The sequence below is a fragment of the Ancylomarina sp. 16SWW S1-10-2 genome, assembly GCF_009669305.1.
GTDB lineage: Bacteria > Bacteroidota > Bacteroidia > Bacteroidales > Marinifilaceae > Ancylomarina.
This window is the reverse complement of record NZ_SADB01000001.1, coordinates 160,195-182,486: the sequence shown is the minus strand read 5'-3', so window position 1 is coordinate 182,486 and position 22,292 is coordinate 160,195. Positions and strand designations below refer to the sequence as shown.

At 35.7% G+C, this 22,292-nt stretch carries 34 protein-coding genes and 1 pseudogene; 34 read left to right on the top strand and 1 reads right to left on the bottom strand.

What is annotated here, in order from left to right; all coding sequences use genetic code 11:
* Positions 1-162 precede the first annotated feature (162 nt).
* Positions 163-1,515 (top strand): gliding motility-associated C-terminal domain-containing protein, encoded by a 1,353-nt coding sequence (locus EMN46_RS00865; protein ID WP_154198783.1) that lies wholly within the window; start codon positions 163-165, stop codon positions 1,513-1,515.
* 74 nt (positions 1,516-1,589) lie between these two features.
* Here the strand turns inward: EMN46_RS00865 and EMN46_RS00860 are convergent, their stop codons facing one another.
* A complete protein-coding gene (locus EMN46_RS00860; RefSeq protein WP_154198782.1) occupies positions 1,590-3,746 on the bottom strand; it encodes a translation factor GTPase family protein in 2,157 nt (718 codons plus the stop codon).
* A gap of 664 nt (positions 3,747-4,410) precedes the next feature.
* Here EMN46_RS00860 and rpsL point away from each other — a divergent pair.
* The 33 genes and pseudogenes from rpsL to rplQ form a co-directional block, all read left to right on the top strand.
* Positions 4,411-4,791: a 30S ribosomal protein S12 gene (gene rpsL / locus EMN46_RS00855; RefSeq protein WP_129252875.1), complete on the top strand. Its 381-nt coding sequence runs from the start codon at positions 4,411-4,413 to the stop codon at positions 4,789-4,791.
* Between the two features lie 128 nt (positions 4,792-4,919).
* A complete protein-coding gene (gene rpsG / locus EMN46_RS00850) occupies positions 4,920-5,396 on the top strand; it encodes a 30S ribosomal protein S7 (RefSeq protein ID WP_154198781.1) in 477 nt (158 codons plus the stop codon).
* Between the two features lie 11 nt (positions 5,397-5,407).
* Positions 5,408-7,522 (top strand): elongation factor G, encoded by a 2,115-nt coding sequence (gene fusA / locus EMN46_RS00845; protein ID WP_154198780.1) that lies wholly within the window; start codon positions 5,408-5,410, stop codon positions 7,520-7,522.
* A 25-nt stretch (positions 7,523-7,547) separates the two neighbouring features.
* Positions 7,548-7,853 (top strand): 30S ribosomal protein S10, encoded by a 306-nt coding sequence (gene rpsJ, locus EMN46_RS00840; RefSeq protein ID WP_154198779.1) that lies wholly within the window; start codon positions 7,548-7,550, stop codon positions 7,851-7,853.
* A 40-nt stretch (positions 7,854-7,893) separates the two neighbouring features.
* Entirely contained in the window at positions 7,894-8,511 is a 618-nt protein-coding gene (gene rplC, locus EMN46_RS00835; protein WP_154198778.1) for a 50S ribosomal protein L3, read from the top strand.
* Positions 8,511-9,143 carry a 50S ribosomal protein L4 gene (gene rplD / locus EMN46_RS00830; RefSeq protein WP_154198777.1) on the top strand — a complete coding sequence of 211 codons (633 nt, stop codon included), beginning with the start codon at positions 8,511-8,513 and terminating at the stop codon, positions 9,141-9,143. The genes rplC and rplD overlap by 1 nt, the downstream gene beginning before the upstream one ends.
* Before the next feature lie 10 nt (positions 9,144-9,153).
* Positions 9,154-9,444: a 50S ribosomal protein L23 gene (gene rplW / locus EMN46_RS00825; RefSeq protein WP_154198776.1), complete on the top strand. Its 291-nt coding sequence runs from the start codon at positions 9,154-9,156 to the stop codon at positions 9,442-9,444.
* A 7-nt stretch (positions 9,445-9,451) separates the two neighbouring features.
* Entirely contained in the window at positions 9,452-10,276 is an 825-nt protein-coding gene (gene rplB, locus EMN46_RS00820; RefSeq protein WP_154198775.1) for a 50S ribosomal protein L2, read from the top strand.
* A gap of 19 nt (positions 10,277-10,295) precedes the next feature.
* Positions 10,296-10,565 (top strand): 30S ribosomal protein S19, encoded by a 270-nt coding sequence (gene rpsS, locus EMN46_RS00815; RefSeq protein ID WP_154198774.1) that lies wholly within the window; start codon positions 10,296-10,298, stop codon positions 10,563-10,565.
* A 40-nt stretch (positions 10,566-10,605) separates the two neighbouring features.
* Positions 10,606-11,022 (top strand): 50S ribosomal protein L22, encoded by a 417-nt coding sequence (gene rplV, locus EMN46_RS00810; protein ID WP_154198773.1) that lies wholly within the window; start codon positions 10,606-10,608, stop codon positions 11,020-11,022.
* Positions 11,023-11,027: 5 nt separating this feature from the next.
* Complete coding sequence (gene rpsC, locus EMN46_RS00805) at positions 11,028-11,741, top strand: 30S ribosomal protein S3 (protein ID WP_154198772.1); 714 nt, start codon at positions 11,028-11,030, stop codon at positions 11,739-11,741.
* A 25-nt stretch (positions 11,742-11,766) separates the two neighbouring features.
* A complete protein-coding gene (gene rplP / locus EMN46_RS00800) occupies positions 11,767-12,198 on the top strand; it encodes a 50S ribosomal protein L16 (protein WP_154198771.1) in 432 nt (143 codons plus the stop codon).
* A 2-nt stretch (positions 12,199-12,200) separates the two neighbouring features.
* Positions 12,201-12,398 (top strand): 50S ribosomal protein L29, encoded by a 198-nt coding sequence (gene rpmC / locus EMN46_RS00795; RefSeq protein WP_154198770.1) that lies wholly within the window; start codon positions 12,201-12,203, stop codon positions 12,396-12,398.
* Between the two features lie 6 nt (positions 12,399-12,404).
* Entirely contained in the window at positions 12,405-12,662 is a 258-nt protein-coding gene (rpsQ, locus tag EMN46_RS00790; protein WP_368667475.1) for a 30S ribosomal protein S17, read from the top strand.
* A gap of 2 nt (positions 12,663-12,664) precedes the next feature.
* On the top strand, positions 12,665-13,030 hold the full coding sequence (rplN, locus tag EMN46_RS00785) for a 50S ribosomal protein L14 (RefSeq protein WP_154198768.1): 366 nt from the start codon (positions 12,665-12,667) through the stop codon (positions 13,028-13,030).
* A gap of 18 nt (positions 13,031-13,048) precedes the next feature.
* Positions 13,049-13,372, top strand: coding sequence for a 50S ribosomal protein L24 (gene rplX / locus EMN46_RS00780; RefSeq protein ID WP_154198767.1), 324 nt, complete (start codon positions 13,049-13,051; stop codon positions 13,370-13,372).
* The gene (rplE, locus tag EMN46_RS00775; protein ID WP_154198766.1) at positions 13,372-13,926 is read left to right on the top strand and encodes a 50S ribosomal protein L5; all 555 of its coding nucleotides are present in this window, start codon (positions 13,372-13,374) and stop codon (positions 13,924-13,926) included. Before rplX ends, rplE begins: the two co-directional genes overlap by 1 nt.
* A 4-nt stretch (positions 13,927-13,930) precedes the next feature.
* On the top strand, positions 13,931-14,200 hold the full coding sequence (rpsN, locus tag EMN46_RS00770; RefSeq protein ID WP_130307104.1) for a 30S ribosomal protein S14: 270 nt from the start codon (positions 13,931-13,933) through the stop codon (positions 14,198-14,200).
* Positions 14,201-14,275: 75 nt separating this feature from the next.
* Entirely contained in the window at positions 14,276-14,671 is a 396-nt protein-coding gene (gene rpsH / locus EMN46_RS00765; RefSeq protein ID WP_154198765.1) for a 30S ribosomal protein S8, read from the top strand.
* Positions 14,672-14,687: 16 nt separating this feature from the next.
* Positions 14,688-15,242 carry a 50S ribosomal protein L6 gene (rplF, locus tag EMN46_RS00760; RefSeq protein ID WP_154198764.1) on the top strand — a complete coding sequence of 185 codons (555 nt, stop codon included), beginning with the start codon at positions 14,688-14,690 and terminating at the stop codon, positions 15,240-15,242.
* Positions 15,243-15,260: 18 nt separating this feature from the next.
* The gene (gene rplR, locus EMN46_RS00755) at positions 15,261-15,617 is read left to right on the top strand and encodes a 50S ribosomal protein L18 (RefSeq protein ID WP_154198763.1); all 357 of its coding nucleotides are present in this window, start codon (positions 15,261-15,263) and stop codon (positions 15,615-15,617) included.
* Between the two features lie 5 nt (positions 15,618-15,622).
* On the top strand, positions 15,623-16,132 hold the full coding sequence (gene rpsE, locus EMN46_RS00750; RefSeq protein ID WP_154198762.1) for a 30S ribosomal protein S5: 510 nt from the start codon (positions 15,623-15,625) through the stop codon (positions 16,130-16,132).
* Positions 16,133-16,141: 9 nt separating this feature from the next.
* Positions 16,142-16,318, top strand: a complete 177-nt coding sequence (gene rpmD, locus EMN46_RS00745) for a 50S ribosomal protein L30 (RefSeq protein ID WP_154198761.1) — start codon at positions 16,142-16,144, stop codon at positions 16,316-16,318.
* 30 nt (positions 16,319-16,348) lie between these two features.
* A complete protein-coding gene (gene rplO / locus EMN46_RS00740) occupies positions 16,349-16,795 on the top strand; it encodes a 50S ribosomal protein L15 (protein WP_154198760.1) in 447 nt (148 codons plus the stop codon).
* Positions 16,796-16,804: 9 nt separating this feature from the next.
* A complete protein-coding gene (gene secY, locus EMN46_RS00735; RefSeq protein WP_154198759.1) occupies positions 16,805-18,148 on the top strand; it encodes a preprotein translocase subunit SecY in 1,344 nt (447 codons plus the stop codon).
* A gap of 72 nt (positions 18,149-18,220) precedes the next feature.
* Entirely contained in the window at positions 18,221-18,502 is a 282-nt protein-coding gene (locus tag EMN46_RS00730) for a hypothetical protein (protein ID WP_154198758.1), read from the top strand.
* Positions 18,503-18,946: 444 nt separating this feature from the next.
* On the top strand, positions 18,947-19,168 hold the full coding sequence (infA, locus tag EMN46_RS00725) for a translation initiation factor IF-1 (RefSeq protein WP_054714084.1): 222 nt from the start codon (positions 18,947-18,949) through the stop codon (positions 19,166-19,168).
* An 11-nt stretch (positions 19,169-19,179) separates the two neighbouring features.
* Complete coding sequence (gene ykgO, locus EMN46_RS00720) at positions 19,180-19,296, top strand: type B 50S ribosomal protein L36 (protein WP_054714088.1); 117 nt, start codon at positions 19,180-19,182, stop codon at positions 19,294-19,296.
* Positions 19,297-19,332: 36 nt separating this feature from the next.
* Complete coding sequence (rpsM, locus tag EMN46_RS00715; protein ID WP_154198757.1) at positions 19,333-19,710, top strand: 30S ribosomal protein S13; 378 nt, start codon at positions 19,333-19,335, stop codon at positions 19,708-19,710.
* A gap of 10 nt (positions 19,711-19,720) precedes the next feature.
* Positions 19,721-20,110, top strand: a complete 390-nt coding sequence (rpsK, locus tag EMN46_RS00710) for a 30S ribosomal protein S11 (protein ID WP_154198756.1) — start codon at positions 19,721-19,723, stop codon at positions 20,108-20,110.
* A 125-nt stretch (positions 20,111-20,235) separates the two neighbouring features.
* Positions 20,236-20,844 (top strand): 30S ribosomal protein S4, encoded by a 609-nt coding sequence (gene rpsD / locus EMN46_RS00705; RefSeq protein WP_154198755.1) that lies wholly within the window; start codon positions 20,236-20,238, stop codon positions 20,842-20,844.
* 20 nt (positions 20,845-20,864) lie between these two features.
* Positions 20,865-21,857 carry a DNA-directed RNA polymerase subunit alpha gene (locus EMN46_RS00700; RefSeq protein ID WP_154198754.1) on the top strand — a complete coding sequence of 331 codons (993 nt, stop codon included), beginning with the start codon at positions 20,865-20,867 and terminating at the stop codon, positions 21,855-21,857.
* Positions 21,858-21,863: 6 nt separating this feature from the next.
* Positions 21,864-22,214 (top strand): annotated as a pseudogene (gene rplQ / locus EMN46_RS00695) (50S ribosomal protein L17); the annotation flags it as partial.
* Between the last annotated feature and the right edge of the window lie 78 nt (positions 22,215-22,292).

The following is a 22,292-nucleotide window of genomic DNA, read 5'->3' as shown; positions in this document are numbered from 1 at the left end:
TTCAATTTCAAAATACTAGCCCAAAAGTATAAAAATGCACACTTAGTCTCATACATATTTTTGTAAATATCATTCGTAATTTCATAAATCTGTGTTTAGATATCATAAATACGACATTATTTATTTAATATTGTAAATCAAGTATTCTAAAAATAGAAACATATGAGACTAATGGTTTTAGCTATTTCAAATAAATTTCGATTATTTTCTGGAATTTTACTAGCCTTAATTTTATGCCAATCAACGCTTCAAGCTCAAATAACTGCTCCTTTATCGAGTTATAGTTCAACAACTGCCTACTCCGTGGGGAAGCAAGATGATATTTTTGTTTTTTGTGATGAAGCTGGTGTTGGTGCAGGTGAATTAAAAGCTGTTTCTCCAGATGGAACTTCTGGTTGGGACTTTACGTGGACGAAATGGGATAGTGGAACTAATACTTATGGTGGAACTTTTCCTATTAATAATGGTCAAGAGTCAATTTTAAGTGATTTATCTGATGGCTTTTATAGGGTAATTCTTGAAAAAGGAGGAGAGACATCTCAAGTTTATCAAGCTTGGGTTATTAATCACCTAAAAAGTATGATTCAGCCAAGTTTGACTAAAACTTTAATGGATTGCGTGGGGGTACATTTTACGTCGTCTTATATTGCTACAACTTACCAATACAATAATTATCCATCTTCAGATCTACTCGATCTTATAACAACTGCTATATTCTCATTTAAACGAGGTGGAGTAGAGTTGCAATATGTTACTGTTCCTGATTACGATGGTTCTGAAAAGAGTTTTATAGATGATGATTCATTCGAAGGAGATTCTGAGTATGAAATAACAGTAATTGATGAATGTGGTTTTGAATATACTTCAAATCAAGTTATTTCTAATACATACGTCGTTGATGCCACTTTTACTTTTGATCCTTCTTCGGGAGAAGCACCTTTAGAAGTGACGTTTGATACTGACGATCCTAATGCTACAAGTTTCCAATGGTTTTTTTATCAAGATAAAGATAGACTTGATGATCCTATATCAACAAGGGATAGTCTACTTGCTGATGTTATGACAGGTGAGAACGAGATTTATACTTATCTCCATCCAGGAAGTTATTTTGTAAAATTGATAGCTATAAACAATGACGATTCTATGAATTGTGTTGATATTTTCACCTCCACTGAAATTAAAGTAGGGGAGTCTCTTTTTGAAGTTCCCAATGTATTTACACCAAATGGAGATGGTGTTAATGATGAATTTCATGTAAAGTTATATTCTGTAAAATCATATTCGGTTAAGATTTTTAACCGTTGGGGACGTTTAGTTTCTGAATTTCATGAATCAGATGTATCTCCAGGTAATGAAGTTGATGGTACAAAAAGTTCTAAAAGTTGGAATGGAAAGATAAATGGGAAACTTGCTTCTCCAGGAACTTATTTTTATGTGATAGAAGCGGAAGGTCGAGAAGAAGAAGGTAAACATTATACTGAAAGAGGATCGTTAACCTTGTTGCATAATAAATAATAGACTCGCTATAATATAAAGAAAGCCGATAGACTCATTCGAATTTATCGGCTTTTCTTCGTTAAGATGTTTACCTATGCTTCTACCATTTCTCCCTCGTAAGAAGCTAGTAATTCCTTTTGAATTTCGTTTGGTACCTTATCGTACTCAGCAAACTTCATTGAGAATTGAGCTCGTCCACCTGTAAGAGAACTTAGTGATGTTGAATAACGATCCATTTCCTTAAGAGGTACTTTTGCTAGGATTTTTTGAAATCCTTTTTCAGCTTCCATACCCATAATCATTGCACGGCGAGTTTGAAGATCACTCATCACATCACCCATTCTATCCTCGGGAACTAAGATTTCAATATCATAGATGGGTTCTAGTATTTTAGGAGCCGCATTCTTAAAAGCTTCACTAAAAGCATGGCGACCTGCAAGTCTAAATGAAATTTCATTTGAATCAACGGCGTGCATCTTACCATCGTAAACTGTTACTCGAATGTCGCGAGCGTAAGATCCTGTGAGTGGGCCTTCATCCATTTTTTCCATAACTCCTTTCATAATGGCAGGAAGAAAACGAGCGTCGATAACGCCACCTACAATACAATTACAGAAAACCAATTTTCCACCCCATTCAAGATCGACTGTTTCTGTTCCTCTAAGGTTAACCTTAAATTCCTTGCCATTAACTTTGAATGAAGTTGGATCTGGCATGCCATCGTAATAGGGTTCTATAATTAGATATACTTCACCAAACTGACCTGAACCACCTGATTGTTTTTTATGACGGTAGTCGGCAGCAGCCTGTTTTGTAATTGTTTCGCGGTATTGAATTTTAGGAGATTTAAACTCAATTTCCATTTTATCATTATGTTTTAATCTCCACTTAAGAATGTTTAAATGGAACTCACCTTGACTGTGAAGGAGTATTTGTTTAAGTTCTTTCGAGTATTCAATTAATATTGTTGGATCCTCTTCGTGTATACGATGAAGAAGTTCACCTAAATGTTCATCATCTGATTCGTTAAGTGCATTAACGGCAGTTCTGTATTTTGGTTCAGGAAAATCAATCTCCTTGTATATAAAATCACAATCCTTACAATTTAAAGTGTGATTATTTTTTGTGTTTTTTAGTTTTACAGTAGCACCAATATCACCAGCAACAAGTTCTGAAACTTTCTCACGATTACGGCCTGCAACAACATAAAGTTGTGAAAGGCGCTCTTTAGTGCCATTATTAATATTTATTAAATCATCTCCTTCTTTAATTTTGCCAGAAATTACCTTAAAGTAATTCACTTCACCAATATGAGGTTCAATAGATGTTTTAAATACAAATAAAGAAGTAGGAGCATCGGCATCACATTTTGCTTCACGACCACTTATGGTCGGAATAGCAGGCATCTCAGTAACGAAAGGTACAATGTTGCCAATAAATTCCATTAATCGTCTTGTACCCATGTCTTTTTTAGCTGAAACACAGAAGATAGGATAAAGATCGCAGGCAATCATTCCTTTTTTTATGCCATCTCTCATTTCATCTTCCGATAGAGTTCCCTTGTCAAAATAAAGTTCCATTAAAGCTTCATCATTTTCTGCTGCAGCTTCAACAAGTTTGTTATGTAACTCATTGGCTTTATCAGTTTCCGAATTTGGGATATCAAGTATTTGTGGTTCTCCTCCATCAGGACCCCATTTATACATTTTCATTTTCAATACATCTACAACAGCATCGAAATTTAATCCTGCATTTATAGGGTATTGTACGATAGTGACTTTGTTTCCAAAACTCACTTTAGCAGATTCGATACATTGTTCGAAATTTGCTTTCTCGTGATCAAGCTGGTTCACAACAAAGATCATGGGTTTATTCCTTTTAGTGGCTCTACGGCCAAGAATCTCTGTTCCAACCTCAATACCCTGATGTGCATTTATTAGCAACAAACCAGTATCAACAACATTTAAAGCAGAAATGACACCACCCGCAAAATCATCGGCTCCAGGCGTGTCAATAAAATTGATTTTTTTTCCTAACCATTCTGTATGTAAAACGGTTGAGAAAACGGAGTTACCATATTCATGCTCTACCGGATTATAATCAGAAACGGTGTTATTGTCTTCCACGTTTCCGCGTCGACTAATAACACCGCCTTCAAATAGCATTGCTTCAGCTAAGGTCGTTTTGCCCGAGCCGGCACTGCCAATCAGAGCGATGTTCTTAATTTCATTAGATTGATAAACTTTCATACTCGAAATTTTTATTTGGGTTAAAATATATTTCGATCAGCAAACTAGGGTAAATCTGCTTTTCTGAACTATTGGGTGTTCTAATTTAGCGAACTTTTCTTTTAATTCCAAGTGCTGATGGTGAGATGATTAGTTTGTGTTTTGAAAGCAAAACGGAGTAGTATTCTTTTTATCTTGAAATTATTGATGTCAGTCTAATGTTGAAACGCTTATTTGTTTTTATTCTATTTTATTTTAGTAGTAGGGGAATTGTTGTCAGTTTAATTTAGAGTGATAGTTATAAGCGAATTGCCAAGTCAATGGATAGCGTATTCTATTTTTCACATTTATTAAGTTGAATATTCAATATTGTTTTAAAATTTATAGTTGATACGTCTATTTTGTTGTGTTTTTTCAAATATTAAACCGGATTCAAGTTTAATTGTGAGAGAGGATTCTTGGAAATTGTATTTCATGTATTTATGATTGTTTTCTCAAGATTTGATCTAAGTGTTCTTTACTGTGGGTGAAATGAGGATATGTGAAAACAATTTACTATCTTTGTTCGCTGATTTAAAGGGTGTTTTGTTGAAAGTAACTTGAAGTACTTATTGTTATTTGAAAATAATTAATACCTTTGCAAGCAATTTGTTAAAATATATTTAATCACAAAGTAATTGTTAATATGCCTACAATTCAACAGTTAGTTAGAAAAGGACGCACCAAACTTGTAGAGAAAAGTAAGGCTCCTGCCTTAGATTCTTGCCCTCAAAGAAGAGGTGTTTGTGTTCGTGTTTACACTACTACACCAAAGAAACCTAACTCGGCTATGCGTAAAGTAGCTCGTGTTAGATTGACAAACGGAAAAGAAGTGAATGCTTACATTCCAGGAGAAGGACACAACTTACAAGAACATTCAATCGTATTGATTCGTGGTGGTCGTGTAAAAGATCTTCCAGGTGTAAGATATCACCTTGTTCGTGGAGCTCTTGATGCTTCAGGTGTAGAAGGTCGTATGCAGCGTCGTTCTAAGTATGGTACTAAGAGACCAAAAGCAAAAAAGTAATTAATTCTAGTTTTTAAAACTGTGAGTTAATGTTTATGTGTTGTTTTCTATTAGGTTGAGTAAATGATCGTGAGATTTTTGAAGACTGAAAAAGGCAGCTACAACGAATAACTCGTAAACTAAGAAAAATGAGAAAGTCAAGACCAAAAAAGAGAATCTTGTTACCGGATCCAAAATTTAATGATGTGTTGGTAACACGATTCGTAAATGACTTAATGGTTGACGGTAAGAAAAATCTTTCATACAAGATTTTTTATGCTGCTCTAGAAATTGTTAAGGAAAAAACTGAAAAAACAGGAAAATCTCCTTTAGAAGTTTGGAAGAAATCATTGGAAAATATAACTCCAGGAGTCGAAGTGAAGTCTCGCCGTGTAGGTGGTGCTACTTTTCAGGTTCCAATGGAAATTCGTCCAGAAAGAAAAGTTGCTATTTCGATTAAGAATATGATTCTTTTCGCTCGTAAGAGATCAGGTAAGTCTATGGCCGATAAGTTGTCAGCTGAGATTATCGCTGGATTCAACGAAGAAGGTGGAGCTTACAAGAAGAAAGAAGATACTCATAGAATGGCTGAAGCCAACCGTGCATTTGCACATTTCAGATTTTAATAACTAAGATCATGGCAAAAAGAGATTTAAGATATACCAGAAATGTTGGTATTATGGCTCACATTGATGCTGGTAAAACTACAACTACAGAACGTATTTTGTATTATACTGGTGTTTCTCACAAAATTGGTGAGGTGCATGATGGTGCTGCTACCATGGACTGGATGGAGCAAGAGCAAGAGCGTGGTATTACCATTACTTCTGCTGCTACAACTTGTTATTGGGATTATAATAATGAGAAATTCCATATCAATATTATTGATACCCCAGGTCACGTTGATTTTACTGTTGAGGTAGAGCGTTCTTTACGTGTTCTTGATGGTGCTGTTGCATGTTTTTGTGCAGTAGGTGGAGTTGAGGCTCAGTCTGAGACAGTTTGGAGACAAGCTAATAAATATAAAGTTCCTCGTATGGGTTTTGTGAACAAGATGGACCGTTCTGGTGCTGACTTTTTCAAAGCTGTACGTGAGGTTAAGGAAAAGCTTGGTGCTAATCCTGTACCTCTTCAAATTCCAATTGGAACAGAAGAAAAGTTTTGTGGTGTAGTCGATTTGATTAAAATGCAAGCTTGTATCTGGTTTGATGATGAGAATGGAACAAACTATAGAATGGAAGAAATTCCTGCTGATTTAGTAGAAGAAGCTAACGAGTGGAGAGCTAATCTTGTAGAGGCAGTAGCTGAACAAGACGAGGCCTTGATGGAGCGTTTCTTTGAAGATCCAGATTCTATTACAGAAGATGAAATGTATGCAGTGATTCGTAAGGCTACCATTAAGATGGATATTGTGCCTATGTTATGTGGATCTGCATTTAAAAATAAAGGTGTTCAGAGGTTATTAGATGCTATGGTTATTTACTTGCCATCTCCTCTTGATATTGATGCTATTGAAGGTAAAGTTCCTGGAACTGACGAAGTTGTTTCTAGACAACCATCTATTGATGAGCCTTTAGCAGCACTTGCATTTAAAATTGCTACTGATCCATTTGTTGGTCGTTTAGCATTTACACGTGTATATTCAGGTTCTATTGATGCAGGTTCATATGTTTATAACGTAAGAACAGGTAACAAAGAGCGTATCTCACGTTTGTATCAAATGCATTCAAACAAGCAAAATGCTATCGATACTGTTGAGGCAGGTGATATTTGTGCTTGTGTAGGTTTTAAAGATATTCGTACTGGTGATACACTTTGTCAAAAAGAAACACAGATCGAATTAGAATCTATGGATTTCCCAGCACCAGTAATTGGTATTGCTGTTGAACCATTGACTCAGAAAGACATGGATAAGATGGGTATGGCTCTAGCTAAATTAGCTGAAGAAGATCCAACTTTCGTTGTTAAAACTGACGAAGACTCAGGACAAACAGTTATCTCTGGTATGGGTGAACTTCACCTAGATATCATTGTTGACCGTTTGAGACGTGAATTCAAGGTTGAGTGTAATCAAGGTGCACCTCAGGTTGCATATAAGGAAGCTATTACTCGCGAAGTTGAGCACCGTCAGGTATTCAAAAAGCAGTCTGGTGGACGTGGTAAATTTGGTGACATCTCATTCCGTTTATCTCCAGTTGATGCAGATTTCGAAGGAGAAGGATTACAATTTGTTGATCAAATTAAAGGTGGACGTATTCCTAAGGAATTTATTCCTTCAGTACAAAAAGGTTTCAAAGATGCAATGGTTAATGGTGTATTAGCAGGTTATACTGTTGATTCATTAAAAGTTGTATTGTTTGATGGTTCTTTTCACCCAGTTGACTCGGATCAATTATCATTTGAATTGGCAGCGAAACAAGGTTTCAAAGAAGCTTGTGGTAAAGCAGGACCAGTTATTCTTGAGCCTATCATGAAAGTTGAAGTGGTTACTCCAGAAGAATATATGGGTGATATCATTGGTGATTTGAATAAACGTCGTGGTCAAGTTGAAGGAATGGAATCTAAGCATGGTGCTCGCGTAGTAGTTGCTAAAGTGCCATTGTCTGAACAGTTTGGTTATGTAACTGTATTGAGAACTCTATCTTCTGGTCGTGCAAATTCTACTATGGAATTTTCACATTTTGAAGAGGTACCTAAGGGAATTGCTAAGACTGTAGTAGAAGCCGCTAAGGGTAAAGTAGAATTATTGTAATTAATATCGTAATAGATTTAATAATATGAGCCAGAAAATAAGAATTAAACTGAAATCTTACGATCACAACTTGGTTGACAAGTCAGCTGATAAGATTGTAAAAACAGTTAAGGCTACAGGTGCGATAGTAAGTGGACCAATTCCACTTCCTACTCACAAGAGAATATTTACTGTTCTTCGTTCAACTTTTGTGAACAAGAAATCAAGAGAACAATTTCAGCTTTCTTCATTTAAGCGTTTAATTGACATTTACAGTTCAACTGCAAATACAATTGATGCTTTGATGAAACTTGAGTTGCCAAGTGGCGTAGAAGTTGAAATTAAGGTTTGATAAACAGTATTGTTAGTTTTATTTTAAAACAAAAAGAGAAATGCCAGGATTAATTGGAAAAAAAATCGGAATGACTTCCGTTTACAGTGCCGAGGGAAAATGTATTCCATGCACTGTCATTGAGGCAGGTCCATGTGTCGTAACACAAGTTAAGACTGTAGAGTCTGACGGTTACGCAGCACTTCAGTTGGCTTTTGATGAAAAGAAAGAAAAGCGAACAACTAAGGCGCTAGATGGGCACTTTAAAAAGGCAAACACAACTCCTAAGAAGAAACTTGTTGAATTTTCGGATTTTGACAAAGAGTATGCTTTAGGTGAGGCTGTAACTGTTGATATTTTTGCTGATACTGTTTATGTAGACGTAGCAGGTGTATCAAAAGGTAAAGGTTTCCAAGGTGTTGTGAAACGTCATGGATTTAGTGGTGTAGGTTGCGCAACTCACGGTCAACATAACCGTTTACGCGCACCGGGTTCTATTGGTGCTGCATCTTACCCAGCTCGCGTATTTAAGGGCATGAGAATGGCCGGACGTACTGGTGGGGATACTGTGAAGGTTCAAAACCTTCAGGTTCTTAAGGTAATTCCTGAGAACAACTTATTATTAGTTAAAGGATCTCTTCCAGGGTCTAAAGGTTCATACGTAATTATTGAAAAGTAATGGAATTAACTATTTTAAACACAGCTGGAGAAGATACAGGCAGAAAAGTTGAATTGAATGATTCAGTTTTCGGCATCGAACCAAACGAGCACGCTATTTACTTAGATGTAAAACAATTTTTAGCAAACCAACGTCAAGGAACTCACAAGTCAAAAGAGAGAGCTGACATTTCTGGATCAACTGCAAAGATTAAAAAGCAAAAAGGTACTGGTACGGCTCGTGCGGGTAGTATTAAGTCTCCTTTATTTCGTGGTGGTGGACGTTGTTTCGGACCACGTCCAAGAAACTACAGTTTCAAATTGAACAAAAAACTTAAACAATTAGCTCGTAAATCTGCCTTGTCAGTTAAAGCTAAAAACAACGGATTAGTTGTTGTTGAAGATTTCAATTTTGAAGCAGTAAAGACAAAATTGTTTGTTGATCTTCAAAATAATCTAAAAGTATCTGATAAAAAAGTGCTTTTGGTTTTAAACGAAGAGAATAAAAACATATATTTGTCGTCTCGTAATTTGAAGAATATTAAAGTTGTGCGAGTTTCTGACTTAGCAACTTATGATATTATGAAAGCTTCAACTTTGTTATTCGTTGAGAGTTCGGTTAAAGGGCTCGATGAAATGTTTAAACTAAACTAAGTTTAAAAAAATGGAAATTTTATTAAAGCCCCTCGTTACCGAGAAAATGACTGACCTAAGCGAAAAATTAAATCGCGTAGGTTTCGTTGTTGATCGCAGAGCGACAAAGATCGATATTAGAAAAGCAGTTGAGAAAATGTACAATGTTAAAGTTGCGGCAGTCAATACCATGAATTATCAAGGTAAGACTAAAAGCCGTTTTACTAAAGCTGGTGCAATTGAAGGAAGAACTGTTTCTTTTAAGAAAGCGATTATAACTTTAGTTGAAGGAGATAACATAGATTTTTATAGCAATATTTAATTAGAAAATGGCTGTACGTAAATTAAAACCTGTAACTCCTGGTCAAAGAAATAAGATCTTAAATACCTTTGAACAGGTAACTACAGGCAAACCTGAAAAATCATTGTTAAGACCAATGAAGAAAACCGGTGGTAGAAATAACACCGGGAAAATGACAATGAGATATATAGGTGGTGGTCACAAAAGACGATATCGAGTAATCGATTTCAAAAGAGACAAGGATACTATCCCTGCCAAAGTTGTTTCAATAGAGTACGATCCAAACCGTACTGCGCGCATAGCTTTGCTTGTGTATGCAGATGGTGAGAAACGTTATATTGTTGCTCCTAACGGCTTAGAGGTAGATCAAGTACTTGTTTCTGGACGAAATATTGCTCCAGAGATCGGAAATGCAATGCCATTGTCAGATATCCCATTAGGTACAATAATTCATAATATTGAATTAAGACCCTCTCAAGGTGCTGTGATGGCTCGTAGTGCTGGTGCATATGCTCAACTCGTTTCTCGAGATGGAAAATATGCAATGATCAAATTACCTTCGTCAGAAGTTAGAATGATTCTTGTTACCTGTAAAGCTACAATCGGTACTGTTTCTAATAGCGATCACGCTTTAGAAAGAAGTGGAAAAGCTGGTCGTACTCGCTGGTTAGGTAGAAGACCTCGCGTTCGTGGTGTAGTGATGAATCCAGTTGATCACCCAATGGGTGGTGGTGAAGGTAAATCTTCCGGTGGACATCCACGCTCTAGAACAGGAGTCTTGGCAAAAGGTTTCAAAACCAGAGCTAAGAAGAATGCTTCTAATAAGTATATCGTTGAAAGAAGGAAAAAATAATTTGATTAATTAAGTTGTTATGAGTCGTTCATTAAAAAAAGGCCCTTTTATCGATTTCAAATTGGATAAACGAGTATTAGAACAAAACGAGTCAGGTAAAAAATCAGTGATTAAAACCTGGTCCCGTCGTTCTATGATCTCTCCAGATTTCGTAGGCCACACGATTGCCGTTCACAACGGAAATAAATTCATTCCTGTATATGTTACCGAAAATATGGTAGGACATAAATTAGGGGAATTTGCACCAACTCGTACCTTTAGAGGTCACGTTGATAAAAGAAAACGTTAAACGTGACGTTGGTTTTAATTAACATTTTGAATTCATAGAAATGGGAGCTAGAAAAAGAATAAAAGCAAACCAAATAAAGGAACAGAATTTAAGTAAAGCATTTGCTAGCTTAAAAAATGTTCCTACTTCGCCCCGCAAAATGCGCCTTATTGCCGATATGGTAAGAGGTATGGAGGTGAACCGAGCTTTAGATGTACTTCGTTTCAGTCCAAAAGAAGCATCGAATCGCGTAGAAAAACTAGTGCTTTCAGCTATTGCCAATTGGCAAGCTAAAAATGAAGGGCAAAGACTAGAGGAAAGTGCATTATACGTAAAAGAAATTTTCGTAGATTCTGCAAGAATCCTTAAACGTCTAAGACCTGCTCCTCAAGGGAGAGCACATAGAATTAAAAAGAGATCAAATCATGTAACTATATTACTTGGTAGCAAAACTGCCGAAAGTGATACAAAAGAATAGTTAGAATGGGACAAAAAGTAAATCCAATAGGGAATCGACTGGGAATCATCAAAGGATGGGATTCTAACTGGTTTGGTGGAAAAAACTACGGTGAGAAGCTTGTTGAGGATCATAAAATACGTAAGTATTTAAATGTTCGTTTAGCAAAAGCAAGTATTTCTAAAATCATAATTGAAAGAACTCTTAAACTAATCACAATTACTATCAACACTGCTAGACCTGGTATTATTATCGGTAAAGGTGGTCAAGAAGTAGATAAGTTGAAAGAAGAGTTAAAGAAGATTACTGACAAAGAAGTACAAATTAACATCTTTGAAATTAAGCGTCCTGAGTTGGATGCCGTAATCGTCGCTAATAACATTGCTCGTCAAATTGAAGGTCGTATCGCCTACAGAAGAGCAACTAAGATGGCCATTGCTTCTACAATGAGAATGGGTGCTGAAGGAATAAAAATTCAAATCTCCGGTCGTTTAAATGGAGCAGAGATGGCGCGTTCTGAAATGTATAAAGAAGGACGTACTCCTCTTCACACTCTAAGAGCAAATATTGATTACTGTTTAGCTGAAGCTTTAACAACTTATGGCTTACTAGGAATCAAAGTTTGGATCTGTAAAGGTGAGATTTATGGTAAACCAGATTTAACTCCAAATGCTGGATTGCGCGATGCTCGTGCACCTAAAGGTGGGAAATCAGGTTTTAATAGAAGAAAAAAGAAGTAGTCTTTAAATTTAATGTATTAGTACGATGTTACAACCAAAAAGGACTAAATTTAGGAGACAACAAAAGGGAAGAATGAAAGGTAACGCAGGTCGCGGAACTGAATTAGCATTTGGATCTTTTGGAATTAAATCACTTGAAACAAAGTGGTTAACTGGTCGCCAAATTGAAGCTGCTCGTGTTGCAGTTACCCGATATATGCAAAGACAAGGTCAACTGTGGATCAGAGTATTCCCAGATAAACCTATCACTAAGAAGCCTGCAGAGGTACGTATGGGTAAAGGTAAAGGGTCGCCAGAAGGATTCGTTGCTCCTGTTTCACCAGGAAGAATGTTATTCGAGTGTGAAGGTGTACCTTTTGAAGTTGCTAAAGAGGCTTTACGTCTTGCAGCTCAAAAATTACCTGTTACTACAAAGTTTGTCGTAAGACGTGATTATGTTGAAAATTCAAATGATTAATCATGAAGAATTCAGAAATTAAAGAGTTAACAACACAGGAAATAGTAGAAAAGTTGGACGCTGACAGATCAGCATTAACTCGATTCAACCTAAATCACGCTATTTCACCTTTGGAAAATCCTTTGCAAATCAAGGAAACCAGACGTAATATTGCAAAATTGATGACGGAATTACGTCAGAGGCAATTAACTGAAAAGTAAAAAAAAGTGATGGAAAGAAACCTTAGAAAAGAACGTATCGGGGTAGTGTTAAGCGACAAAATGGATAAAACCATAACTGTCGCAGTACACACTAAAGAAAAACACCCTATTTACGGTAAGTTTGTGAACAAGACTAAAAAATATACTGCTCACGACGAAGAAAACACCTGCAATGAAGGTGATACCGTAAAGATCATGGAAACCCGACCTTTAAGTAAAAATAAGACTTGGAGATTAGTTGAACTTATTGAAAGAGCTAAGTAATCATGATACAAACAGAAAGTAGACTATTAGTAGCTGATAACAGCGGAGCCAAAGAAGTTCTTTGTATTCGTGTGTTAGGCGGAACCAAAAAGCGCTATGCATCAATTGGCGATAAAATTGTGGTTACCGTTAAAAATTCAATTCCAGGTTCGGAGATGAAAAAAGGAACAGTAACCAAAGCCGTTGTTGTTCGTGTAAAAAAAGAGATTAGAAGAAATGATGGGTCTTATATCCGTTTTGACGATAACGCTTGTGTGTTATTGAATACAGCAGATGAAATGAGAGGAACCCGTATTTTTGGTCCTGTTGCAAGAGAATTACGTGAAACAAACATGAAGATCGTATCTCTAGCTCCAGAAGTATTATAATCTTGTAAACTTAGAACAATGCGAAAAAAGTTACATATTAAAAAGGGTGATACCGTAATTATTAACGCAGGGGAATCTAGAGGCCAGGAAGGTAAAGTTTTAGAAGTGATTGTTGACAAACAACGTGCGATCGTTGAAGGTGTTAACATGATGTCTAAACATACCAAACCTAACGCAGCTAACCCTCAAGGCGGTATTATTAAGAAAGAGGCTCCTATTCACATTTCAAATTTGAATGTGAAGGATCCTTCTACTGGGAAAGCATCCCGAATTGGTAGAAAAATGAATGACAATAATAAATTAGTTAGATACGCTAAAAAGTCAGGGGAGGAGATTAATTAATGAGTTATACACCATCTCTTAATAAACAGTATTCAGAAGAAGTTGTTCCAGCTTTAATTAAGGAATTCAACTATAAATCTGTAATGCAAGTTCCTAGATTAACGAAGATAGTACTTAATCAAGGTGTTGGACAAGCAATTGCTGACAAGAAAGTTTTAGAATTCTCATTGAATGAATTAACTTCTATTACTGGACAAAAAGCAGTATCTACTCTATCGTCTAAAGATATTTCTAACTTTAAGTTACGTAAAGGTATGCCAATTGGTACTACTGTAACATTACGTCGTGAGCGTATGTACGAATTTCTTGAGAAATTAATTCGTGTTGCTTTACCACGTATACGTGACTTTAAAGGTATTAATAGCAAATTTGACGGACGAGGAAACTATACTTTAGGTATTGAAGAACAAATCATTTTCCCTGAAATCATTTTGGATGAAGTGAATAAGATTATGGGTATGAATATTACCTTTGTTACTTCTGCAAATACCGATGAAGAAGCTTATGCTCTTTTGAAAGAATTTGGATTACCATTTAAAAACATTAAAAAGTAATACGATGGCTAAAGAATCAATGAAAGCTCGCGAAGTAAAGCGTCAGAAATTAGTAGAAAAATACGCAGCTAAAAGAGCTAAATTAAAAGAGGAAGGTGACTATATCGGTCTTAGTCGTTTACCTAAAAATTCTTCACCTGTTAGATTACATAACAGATGTAAATTAACTGGTCGTCCTAAAGGATATATGAGACAATTTGGTTTAAGTCGTATCACATTTCGTGAAATGGCTTCAGCTGGTTTGATCCCAGGTGTTCGTAAAGCGAGCTGGTAAGAAACAACAACGTTTGTAAAAGAACTATTGTTAAATATTGTCCCGAGCAATCGGGATCAATTTAATTTTTATATAATGACAGATCCAATAGCAGATTTTCTTACTCGTTTGAGAAATGCAATTATGGCTAACCACAAAGTGGTTGAAATGCCTGCATCAAACGTGAAAAAAGAAATGACAAAAATTCTTAAGGATAAAGGATATATCCTTAATTACAAATTTGAGGATGATGGTTTGCAAGGCAAAATTAAAATTGCTTTGAGATATCATCCAGAGTCTAAGATTCCAGCAATTAAGGATCTTAAACGTGTCTCTAAGCCAGGTTTAAGAAAATATTGTGGAGCTACTGAATTGCCTCGCGTACTAAACGGTTTAGGTATTGCTATCTTATCTACTTCTCAGGGAGTAATGACTGATAAGGAAGCTCGCCAAAAACATGTTGGTGGTGAAGTATTGTGTTTCGTTTACTAATAAGGGAGGAAAAAAGATGTCAAGAATTGGAAAAATGCCTATCGATTTGCCTGCCGGAGTTGAAGTAAAGGTAAACAAGAATAATTCAGTGGTGGTTAAAGGGCCTAAAGGTGAACTAACCCAACAGGTTAATCCTGTAATCAAAGTAACAGTTGAAGAAAACTCTATCGTTTTAGAGCGTCCAACGGATCAGAAACCTCATAAAGCAATGCATGGTCTTTATCGTTCATTAATACACAACATGGTTGTTGGTGTAACTGAAGGATATAAAACTGAGCAAGAGCTTGTAGGTGTTGGTTATCGTGCGACTTCTAATGGTCAGATATTAGAGTTGGCTTTAGGTTACTCTCACTTGATTCATATGGAGATTGCATCGGAAGTTAAAGTAACAGCTGTTACTGACAAACGTGCTAATCCAATTATTACTCTTGAGAGTTGCGATAAGCAATTGGTTGGTCAGGTTGCTGCAAAGATTCGTTCTTTCAGAAAACCAGAGCCATATAAAGGAAAAGGTGTTAAATTTGTTGGAGAACAGCTAAGAAGAAAAGCTGGTAAATCTGCGGGTAAATAATTTCTAAAACAGTAAATTATGGCTTTAACTAAGCGCGAAAGAAGACTTAGAATTAAAAGAAGAGTTCGTAAGTCAATTTCTGGAACTGCCGAAAGACCAAGAATGTCAGTTTTTCGTTCAAATAAGCAGATTTCAGTACAAATTATAGATGATATTACTGGGAAAACCATGTTATCTATTTCATCTCTAGTAAAAGATATTGCTGAGAAGAATGGTAGTAAATCAGAACAAGCAGAATTCGTAGGGCAAGCAATTGCTGAGAAAGCTGCAACTGCTGGTATCTCTGAAGTAGTATTTGATAGAAATGGTTACTTATACCATGGTAGAGTTAAATCTTTAGCGGACGCTGCTCGTAAAGGTGGCCTTAAATTTTAAGTATTATGGCAGATAAGAATATTAAGACTAGCGACGCAGAACTTAAAGATAAACTGGTTGCAATTAATCGTGTTACTAAAGTAACAAAAGGTGGACGTACTTTTAGTTTTTCAGCAATTGTTGTTGTTGGAAATGAAAATGGACTAGTAGGTTGGGGGCTTGGAAAAGCCAGCGATGTTGTTAGTGCAATTTCTAAAGGTGTAGATGCTGCTAAGAAAAATCTGATTAAGGTTCCAGTATTTAAAGGAACAATTCCTCACGATCAACTTGCACGTTTTGGTGGAGCAGAGGTTTTCATTAAGCCTGCTTCTCATGGTACTGGTGTAAAAGCTGGTGGTGCGATGCGTGCGGTACTTGAGAGTGTTGGTGTAACTGATGTACTTGCAAAGTCAAAAGGTTCATCTAACCCTCATAACCTTGTGAAAGCTACTATTGCTGCTCTTGGAGAATTAAGAGATGCTCATACTGTAGCTGATCATAGAGGTGTTTCATTAGATAAAGTGTTTAACGGTTAAACTAAAGAAATGGCTAAGATTAAAATTACCCAAGTTAAGAGTAAAATAGGGAGTAACGCTCGCCAGAAGAAAACTTTAGAAGCATTAGGATTGATAAAGATCAATTGTACTGTTGAGCACGAGGCTACACCTCAAATTAAAGGAATGGTTGCAAAGGTGAGTCATCTAGTTACCGTTGAAGAATAAAAATTGTTAATATTTTAGCATAAATATATTATGGACTTAAGTAACTTAAAACCCGCAGCTGGCTCTGTTAAGACAAATAAAAGAATCGGTCGCGGTCAAGGATCTGGTAGAGGAGGTACTTCTACTAGAGGACATAAAGGTGCAAAGTCAAGATCTGGATACTCTAAAAAAGTTGGTTTCGAAGGTGGTCAAATGCCTTTACAACGTCGAGTTCCTAAGTTTGGATTTAAGAATATTAATAGAGTTGAATACAAAGCTATTAATATTGAAGTATTGCAAGTGTTAGCTGAGAAAAATAACATTACAACTATTGATGAAGAAGTTTTAATTAACGCAGGAATGTGTAGTAAAAATGACAAAATCAAAGTTTTAGGTAATGGTGTATTATCTGCTAAACTAGAAGTTAAAGCTCATGCGTTCTCTAAATCTGCTCAATCTGCGATTGAAGCGGTAGAAGGAACTGTTGTTAAATTGTAAGATTAGATAATGAAAGGTTTAATAGATACATTGAAGAACATCTGGAAGATTGAAGATTTAAGATCAAGAATCTTAACAACTTTAGGACTTCTATTGGTTTACCGTTTAGGAACCATGATTGTGTTGCCGGGGATAGACCCAGCTCACTTAGGCGCGTTAAAATCTCAAACTGCTGATGGCGTGTTAGGTTTGTTAGATATGTTTTCAGGGGGTGCATTTTCAAATGCGTCAATTTTTGCCCTAGGAATCATGCCGTACATTTCTGCATCTATTGTTATTCAGTTAATGGGAATTGCTGTACCTTACTTTCAACGTTTACAACGTGAAGGTGAGAGTGGTACACGTAAAATCAATCAGATTACACGTTACCTAACCGTCTTTATACTTGTTCTTCAAGCACCAGGATATTTATTAAACCTTCACTCAACATTGCCAGAGTCAGCTTTCATATTAAAAGGCTTTTTCTTTACTGCATCTTCGATGGCTATGCTTGCAGCCGGATCCATGTTTATCATGTGGTTAGGTGAAAAGATTACAGACAAAGGTATTGGTAACGGTATTTCTATCATCATTATGATTGGTATTATTGCTCGTTTACCTTTTAACTTTGTTGCAGAACTTGGATCAAGATTAGAAGGTCAAGGTGGTGGATTAATTCTATTCGTCCTTGAATTTATAATCTTGTTTGTGGTATTTGCTCTTACTATTTTATTAGTACAGGGTACAAGAAAGATTCCAGTACAATATGCTAAACGTATTGTGGGAAGCAAGCAATATGGTGGCGTTCGTCAGTACATTCCTTTAAAAGTGAATGCTGCAGGTGTTATGCCAATCATTTTTGCTCAGGCTATTATGTTTTTGCCTATGGCATTTGTAAATTATGCGAGTTCAGATTCATTATCAGGAGTGGCTGCTGCTTTAAGTAATTATACAGGATTTTATTACAATGCTCTGTTTTTTGTAATGATTGTGTTGTTTACTTATTTTTATACAGCTATTACAGTTAATCCAACGCAAATGGCTGAGGATATGAAAAAGAATGGTGGTTTTATTCCAGGTGTTAAGCCTGGTAAGAACACTGTTGATTTCTTAGATACTGTAATGTCTCGAATCACTTTACCAGGTTCTATATTTTTAGGTTGGGTTGCAATTATGCCTGCCTTTGCAATGATAGCTGGTATTAATAGTGGTTTTGCTCAATTTTTCGGAGGTACTTCATTATTGATTTTAGTAGGTGTTGTTTTAGATACTTTACAACAAATCGAGAGTCATTTATTGATGCGTCATTATGATGGTTTAATGAAGTCTGGAAGAATTAAAGGTAAATCTCCAGCAGGAGCTGCTGCTTATTAAAATATTTTTGCTTTCTTTGCAAAATGATTTTCACAAAACTGAGGAGGAGATAGCGTTACTTGAAAAAGTAACATGCTGGTGGCTACGACTTTTAGAGAAATCTTAAAGATAAATGCCCTAGCATATCACTCTAACGTTGGTCAAATTGCTGAAGAATATATAAGGGATTATGATTTTAAATCAGGATTCCTTGGTTACGATGGGTTCCAAAATACAATGTGTATGTCATTAGACAAACAACTTGTAGATGGTATTCCGTCTTCCTATAAATTGAAAGATGGTGATATTTTATCTTGCTATTATGATGTGTTGTTAATTAACTTTCATGTTGATTTACCATATGCATCTAAGTAGATGAAGTAAAACTTGAAATTAAATCGTTACTAAAAGTAACTAAGGAAGGTCTTTGTAAAGGCATAACTAAAGCAGTCGAATGATAACTTTTGTGTGATTTCGGCTATACCATTCAAAAATATATAAGAAAAATATTTTTCTGATGTGTTAGGAATGGTAAAACACGGAATTGGTAAGGGTTTTAAGATGATCCTGAGGTTCCAGTTTTGGTAAATAGTTTAGAGATCTGAAATTGAAAAGTGGTTTAGTATTTTTATTAATCTATGATTGATTTAAGAACGAAAGATGTTTACTAGAATGAAGATGGTTTGGTGTTTATCACCGCAGATGGTTTACCTTCTGCATATTTTACTGCACTTTTGTAGTTAGTGATGATGAAACTCAAATCCTTTTTAGTTTTGAATTTATTGAGGAATATAATAACATATAATACAATTATTACTTATGGCTAAACAGCCTTCAATAGAACAAGACGGTACCATTACCGAAGCATTATCAAATGCTATGTTTCGTGTAGAGCTCGAGAATGGACATGTGATAACAGCACATATCTCTGGAAAAATGAGAATGCACTATATTAAGATCTTGCCTGGGGATAAGGTTAAAGTTGAAATGTCACCTTATGATCTTACTAAAGGGCGAATTACTTTTAGATACAAAAATTAAATTTCGATAAAATGAAGGTAAGAGCATCTGTAAAGAAACGTTCTGAAGATTGTAAGATCGTTAGAAGAAAAGGACGTTTGTATGTGATTAATAAGAAGAATCCTAAGTTTAAACAACGTCAAGGATAATTAAGTTAATTTGTAATTAAATAAATAAATAATTTTATGGCTAGAATTGTTGGAGTCGATTTGCCTCAAAACAAAAGAGGAGTTATTAGTTTAACTTACATCTTTGGAATTGGTAGAAGCGCCGCAAAACAAATCCTTGATGAAGCTGGAGTTAATCCAGATACTCAGGTTAAGGACTGGACAGATGATGAAGCTGGAAAGATTCGTCAGGCTATTAACGAAAAATTCACAGTAGAAGGTGAATTGCGTTCTTTAAACCAACTGAATATTAAGCGTTTGATGGATATTGGATGTTATAGAGGGATTCGCCACCGTGTTGGTTTACCATTGCGCGGACAGAGAACTAAAAATAACTCCCGTACTAGAAAGGGTAAGAGAAAAACAGTTGCTAACAAAAAGAAAGCAACTAAATAATTTTTAAGTTATGGCAAAGAAGTCAGTATCAGTTAAAAAGAAAGTTGTTAAGGTTGAAGCATTAGGACAAGTGCACATCCACTCATCATTCAACAACATTATTATCTCAATGACCAATAATACTGGTCAGGTTATTTCTTGGTCTTCGGCCGGTAAAATGGGATTTAGAGGTTCTAAAAAGAATACTCCATATGCAGCTCAACAAGCAGCATCCGATTGTGCTAAAAAAGCTCATGATTTAGGTTTGAGAAAAGTCAAAGCATACGTTAAAGGTCCTGGTAATGGACGTGAATCTGCTATCCGCGCCGTGAATTCTTGCGGAATTGATATCGCAGAAATCATCGACGTAACACCTCTACCTCATAACGGTTGTCGACCACCTAAGAGACGTAGAGTATAATTAAAATTCAGCTTAAATTTCGTTCGGTTTTTTTTTCTTTTGATATCCTCTCAAGAACAGCGGCCTTTTTAAAAACCGATAACTTTTTAAGTCACTTAACGTAAAAAAATTAAATTTAATAAGAGATGGCTAGATATATAGGACCAAAGAGTAAAATTGCTAGAAAATTTGGAGAGCCAATTTTTGGACCTGATAAGGCATTTGAAAATAAAAACTACCCTCCAGGACAACACGGTAACAGCCGTAGAAGAAATAAAATGTCTGAATATGGGGTTCAGTTAAAAGAGAAACAAAAAGTAAAATACACTTACGGTGTATTAGAAAAACAATTCTCTAACTTATTTAAAAAGGCTGCAGCAAGTAAAGGTATTACTGGTGAAGTATTGTTACAACTCCTAGAATGTCGTTTAGATAACGTTGTTTATAGATTAGGCGTTGCTCCAACAAGATCAGCTGCTCGTCAGTTGGTTAGCCACAAACATATTACTGTAAACGGTCAGGTTTGTAATATCGCTTCATTTTCAGTAAAAGGTGGGGATATCGTAGGAGTTCGTGAAAAATCGAAGTCTCTAATTGCTATTACCGATTCTTTATCTACTGCAAGATACAACCAAGCATCTTGGTTGGAGTGGGATAATACTTCCCTTAGTGGCAAGTTTTTAAACATTCCAGAAAGAACTGAGATTCCTGAGAACATCAAGGAGCAGTTAATCGTTGAATTGTATTCTAAATAAAAATAGTTAATCAATATTTTATGGCAATATTAGCTTTCCAAAAACCGGACAAAGTTATTATGCTCGACGCTGACGATAGATTTGGAAAATTCGAATTTCGTCCATTAGAGCCAGGATATGGTATTACAATAGGTAACGCCTTAAGAAGAATATTACTTTCTTCTCTAGAGGGGTATGCTATTACTACTATTAAGGTTCAAGGTGTTGATCATGAGTTTTCTACTGTACCAGGTGTTATTGAGGATGTAACCGAAATGATCCTGAACTTTAAACAAGTTCGGTTTAAACAAAAGGTTGAAGAAGTAGATAGCGAGTTGGTAACAGTTACCATTTCTGATCAAGATACTTTTACAGCAGGCGATATCAACAAGTTTCTAACTGGTTTCGAAGTGTTGAATCCTGAGCTTGTGATTTGTAGATTGGATAGCTCTGCCAAATTACAATTGGATTTAACTATCAATAAAGGTCGTGGGTATATTCCTTCTATAGAGAATAAACCAGTTGATGCTGAATTTGGAGTCATTCCAATTGATGCTATTCACACACCAATTAAGAACGTTAAGTTTGATGTTGAGAATTACCGTGTAGAACAGAAGACTGACTATGAAAAGTTGATTTTCGAAATTACTACTGATGGTTCAATTCATCCTAAAGAAGCGTTAAAAGAAGCTGCGAAAATTCTTATTTATCACTTCATGCTATTCTCAGATGAAAAGATTACTCTTGACACTGATGAGAAGTTTGCAAATGAAGAGTTTGATGAAGAGGTATTGCATATGCGTCAACTTCTTAAAACTAAATTGGTAGATATGGATCTTTCTGTAAGAGCATTGAACTGTTTAAAAGCTGCTGATGTTGATACATTAGGAGAATTAGTTCAATTTAACAGAAACGACCTATTGAAATTTAGAAACTTTGGTAAGAAATCCCTAACTGAATTAGATGATTTATTAGAATCATTGAATCTTACTTTCGGTATGGATATTTCTAAGTATAAATTAGATAAGGAATAAGGTAAAATGAGACATAGAAAGAAATTTAATCACCTAGGAAGAAAAGCTGCCCACAGAAAGGCTATGCTTTCAAATATGGCGTCTTCTTTAATCTTACATAAAAGAATCAGTACTACTACTGCTAAAGCGAAAGCTTTAAGAATGTATGTAGAGCCATTGATTACTAAGGGTAAGGAAGATACTACTCATTCACGACGTGTTGTTTTTAGCTATTTAAAGCAAAAAGAAGCCGTTACTGAATTGTTTAGAGAAGTTGCTGTTAAGGTTGCGACTCGTAACGGAGGTTATACTCGTATTCTTAAGACAGGAAATCGTTTAGGAGATAACGCAGAAATGTGTATTATCGAACTAGTTGATTTCAATGCGACTTACGTAACAGAGAAAAAAGCTGAAGTTAAGAAAACGACACGTAGAAGAAAAAGCACTAAGAAAGCT

Bases quoted from the DNA above. Each gene is read 5' to 3' on its own strand.
- EMN46_RS00865 (WP_154198783.1), top strand. From the start codon at position 163: ATGAGACTAATGGTTTTAGCTATTTCAAATAAATTTCGATTATTTTCT.
- EMN46_RS00860 (WP_154198782.1), bottom strand. From the start codon at position 3,746: ATGAAAGTTTATCAATCTAATGAAATTAAGAACATCGCTCTGATTGGC.
- rpsL (WP_129252875.1), top strand. From the start codon at position 4,411: ATGCCTACAATTCAACAGTTAGTTAGAAAAGGACGCACCAAACTTGTA.
- rpsG (WP_154198781.1), top strand. From the start codon at position 4,920: ATGAGAAAGTCAAGACCAAAAAAGAGAATCTTGTTACCGGATCCAAAA.
- fusA (WP_154198780.1), top strand. From the start codon at position 5,408: ATGGCAAAAAGAGATTTAAGATATACCAGAAATGTTGGTATTATGGCT.
- rpsJ (WP_154198779.1), top strand. From the start codon at position 7,548: ATGAGCCAGAAAATAAGAATTAAACTGAAATCTTACGATCACAACTTG.
- rplC (WP_154198778.1), top strand. From the start codon at position 7,894: ATGCCAGGATTAATTGGAAAAAAAATCGGAATGACTTCCGTTTACAGT.
- rplD (WP_154198777.1), top strand. From the start codon at position 8,511: ATGGAATTAACTATTTTAAACACAGCTGGAGAAGATACAGGCAGAAAA.
- rplW (WP_154198776.1), top strand. From the start codon at position 9,154: ATGGAAATTTTATTAAAGCCCCTCGTTACCGAGAAAATGACTGACCTA.
- rplB (WP_154198775.1), top strand. From the start codon at position 9,452: ATGGCTGTACGTAAATTAAAACCTGTAACTCCTGGTCAAAGAAATAAG.
- rpsS (WP_154198774.1), top strand. From the start codon at position 10,296: ATGAGTCGTTCATTAAAAAAAGGCCCTTTTATCGATTTCAAATTGGAT.
- rplV (WP_154198773.1), top strand. From the start codon at position 10,606: ATGGGAGCTAGAAAAAGAATAAAAGCAAACCAAATAAAGGAACAGAAT.
- rpsC (WP_154198772.1), top strand. From the start codon at position 11,028: ATGGGACAAAAAGTAAATCCAATAGGGAATCGACTGGGAATCATCAAA.
- rplP (WP_154198771.1), top strand. From the start codon at position 11,767: ATGTTACAACCAAAAAGGACTAAATTTAGGAGACAACAAAAGGGAAGA.
- rpmC (WP_154198770.1), top strand. From the start codon at position 12,201: ATGAAGAATTCAGAAATTAAAGAGTTAACAACACAGGAAATAGTAGAA.
- rplN (WP_154198768.1), top strand. From the start codon at position 12,665: ATGATACAAACAGAAAGTAGACTATTAGTAGCTGATAACAGCGGAGCC.
- rplX (WP_154198767.1), top strand. From the start codon at position 13,049: ATGCGAAAAAAGTTACATATTAAAAAGGGTGATACCGTAATTATTAAC.
- rplE (WP_154198766.1), top strand. From the start codon at position 13,372: ATGAGTTATACACCATCTCTTAATAAACAGTATTCAGAAGAAGTTGTT.
- rpsN (WP_130307104.1), top strand. From the start codon at position 13,931: ATGGCTAAAGAATCAATGAAAGCTCGCGAAGTAAAGCGTCAGAAATTA.
- rpsH (WP_154198765.1), top strand. From the start codon at position 14,276: ATGACAGATCCAATAGCAGATTTTCTTACTCGTTTGAGAAATGCAATT.
- rplF (WP_154198764.1), top strand. From the start codon at position 14,688: ATGTCAAGAATTGGAAAAATGCCTATCGATTTGCCTGCCGGAGTTGAA.
- rplR (WP_154198763.1), top strand. From the start codon at position 15,261: ATGGCTTTAACTAAGCGCGAAAGAAGACTTAGAATTAAAAGAAGAGTT.
- rpsE (WP_154198762.1), top strand. From the start codon at position 15,623: ATGGCAGATAAGAATATTAAGACTAGCGACGCAGAACTTAAAGATAAA.
- rpmD (WP_154198761.1), top strand. From the start codon at position 16,142: ATGGCTAAGATTAAAATTACCCAAGTTAAGAGTAAAATAGGGAGTAAC.
- rplO (WP_154198760.1), top strand. From the start codon at position 16,349: ATGGACTTAAGTAACTTAAAACCCGCAGCTGGCTCTGTTAAGACAAAT.
- secY (WP_154198759.1), top strand. From the start codon at position 16,805: ATGAAAGGTTTAATAGATACATTGAAGAACATCTGGAAGATTGAAGAT.
- EMN46_RS00730 (WP_154198758.1), top strand. From the start codon at position 18,221: ATGCTGGTGGCTACGACTTTTAGAGAAATCTTAAAGATAAATGCCCTA.
- infA (WP_054714084.1), top strand. From the start codon at position 18,947: ATGGCTAAACAGCCTTCAATAGAACAAGACGGTACCATTACCGAAGCA.
- ykgO (WP_054714088.1), top strand. From the start codon at position 19,180: ATGAAGGTAAGAGCATCTGTAAAGAAACGTTCTGAAGATTGTAAGATC.
- rpsM (WP_154198757.1), top strand. From the start codon at position 19,333: ATGGCTAGAATTGTTGGAGTCGATTTGCCTCAAAACAAAAGAGGAGTT.
- rpsK (WP_154198756.1), top strand. From the start codon at position 19,721: ATGGCAAAGAAGTCAGTATCAGTTAAAAAGAAAGTTGTTAAGGTTGAA.
- rpsD (WP_154198755.1), top strand. From the start codon at position 20,236: ATGGCTAGATATATAGGACCAAAGAGTAAAATTGCTAGAAAATTTGGA.
- EMN46_RS00700 (WP_154198754.1), top strand. From the start codon at position 20,865: ATGGCAATATTAGCTTTCCAAAAACCGGACAAAGTTATTATGCTCGAC.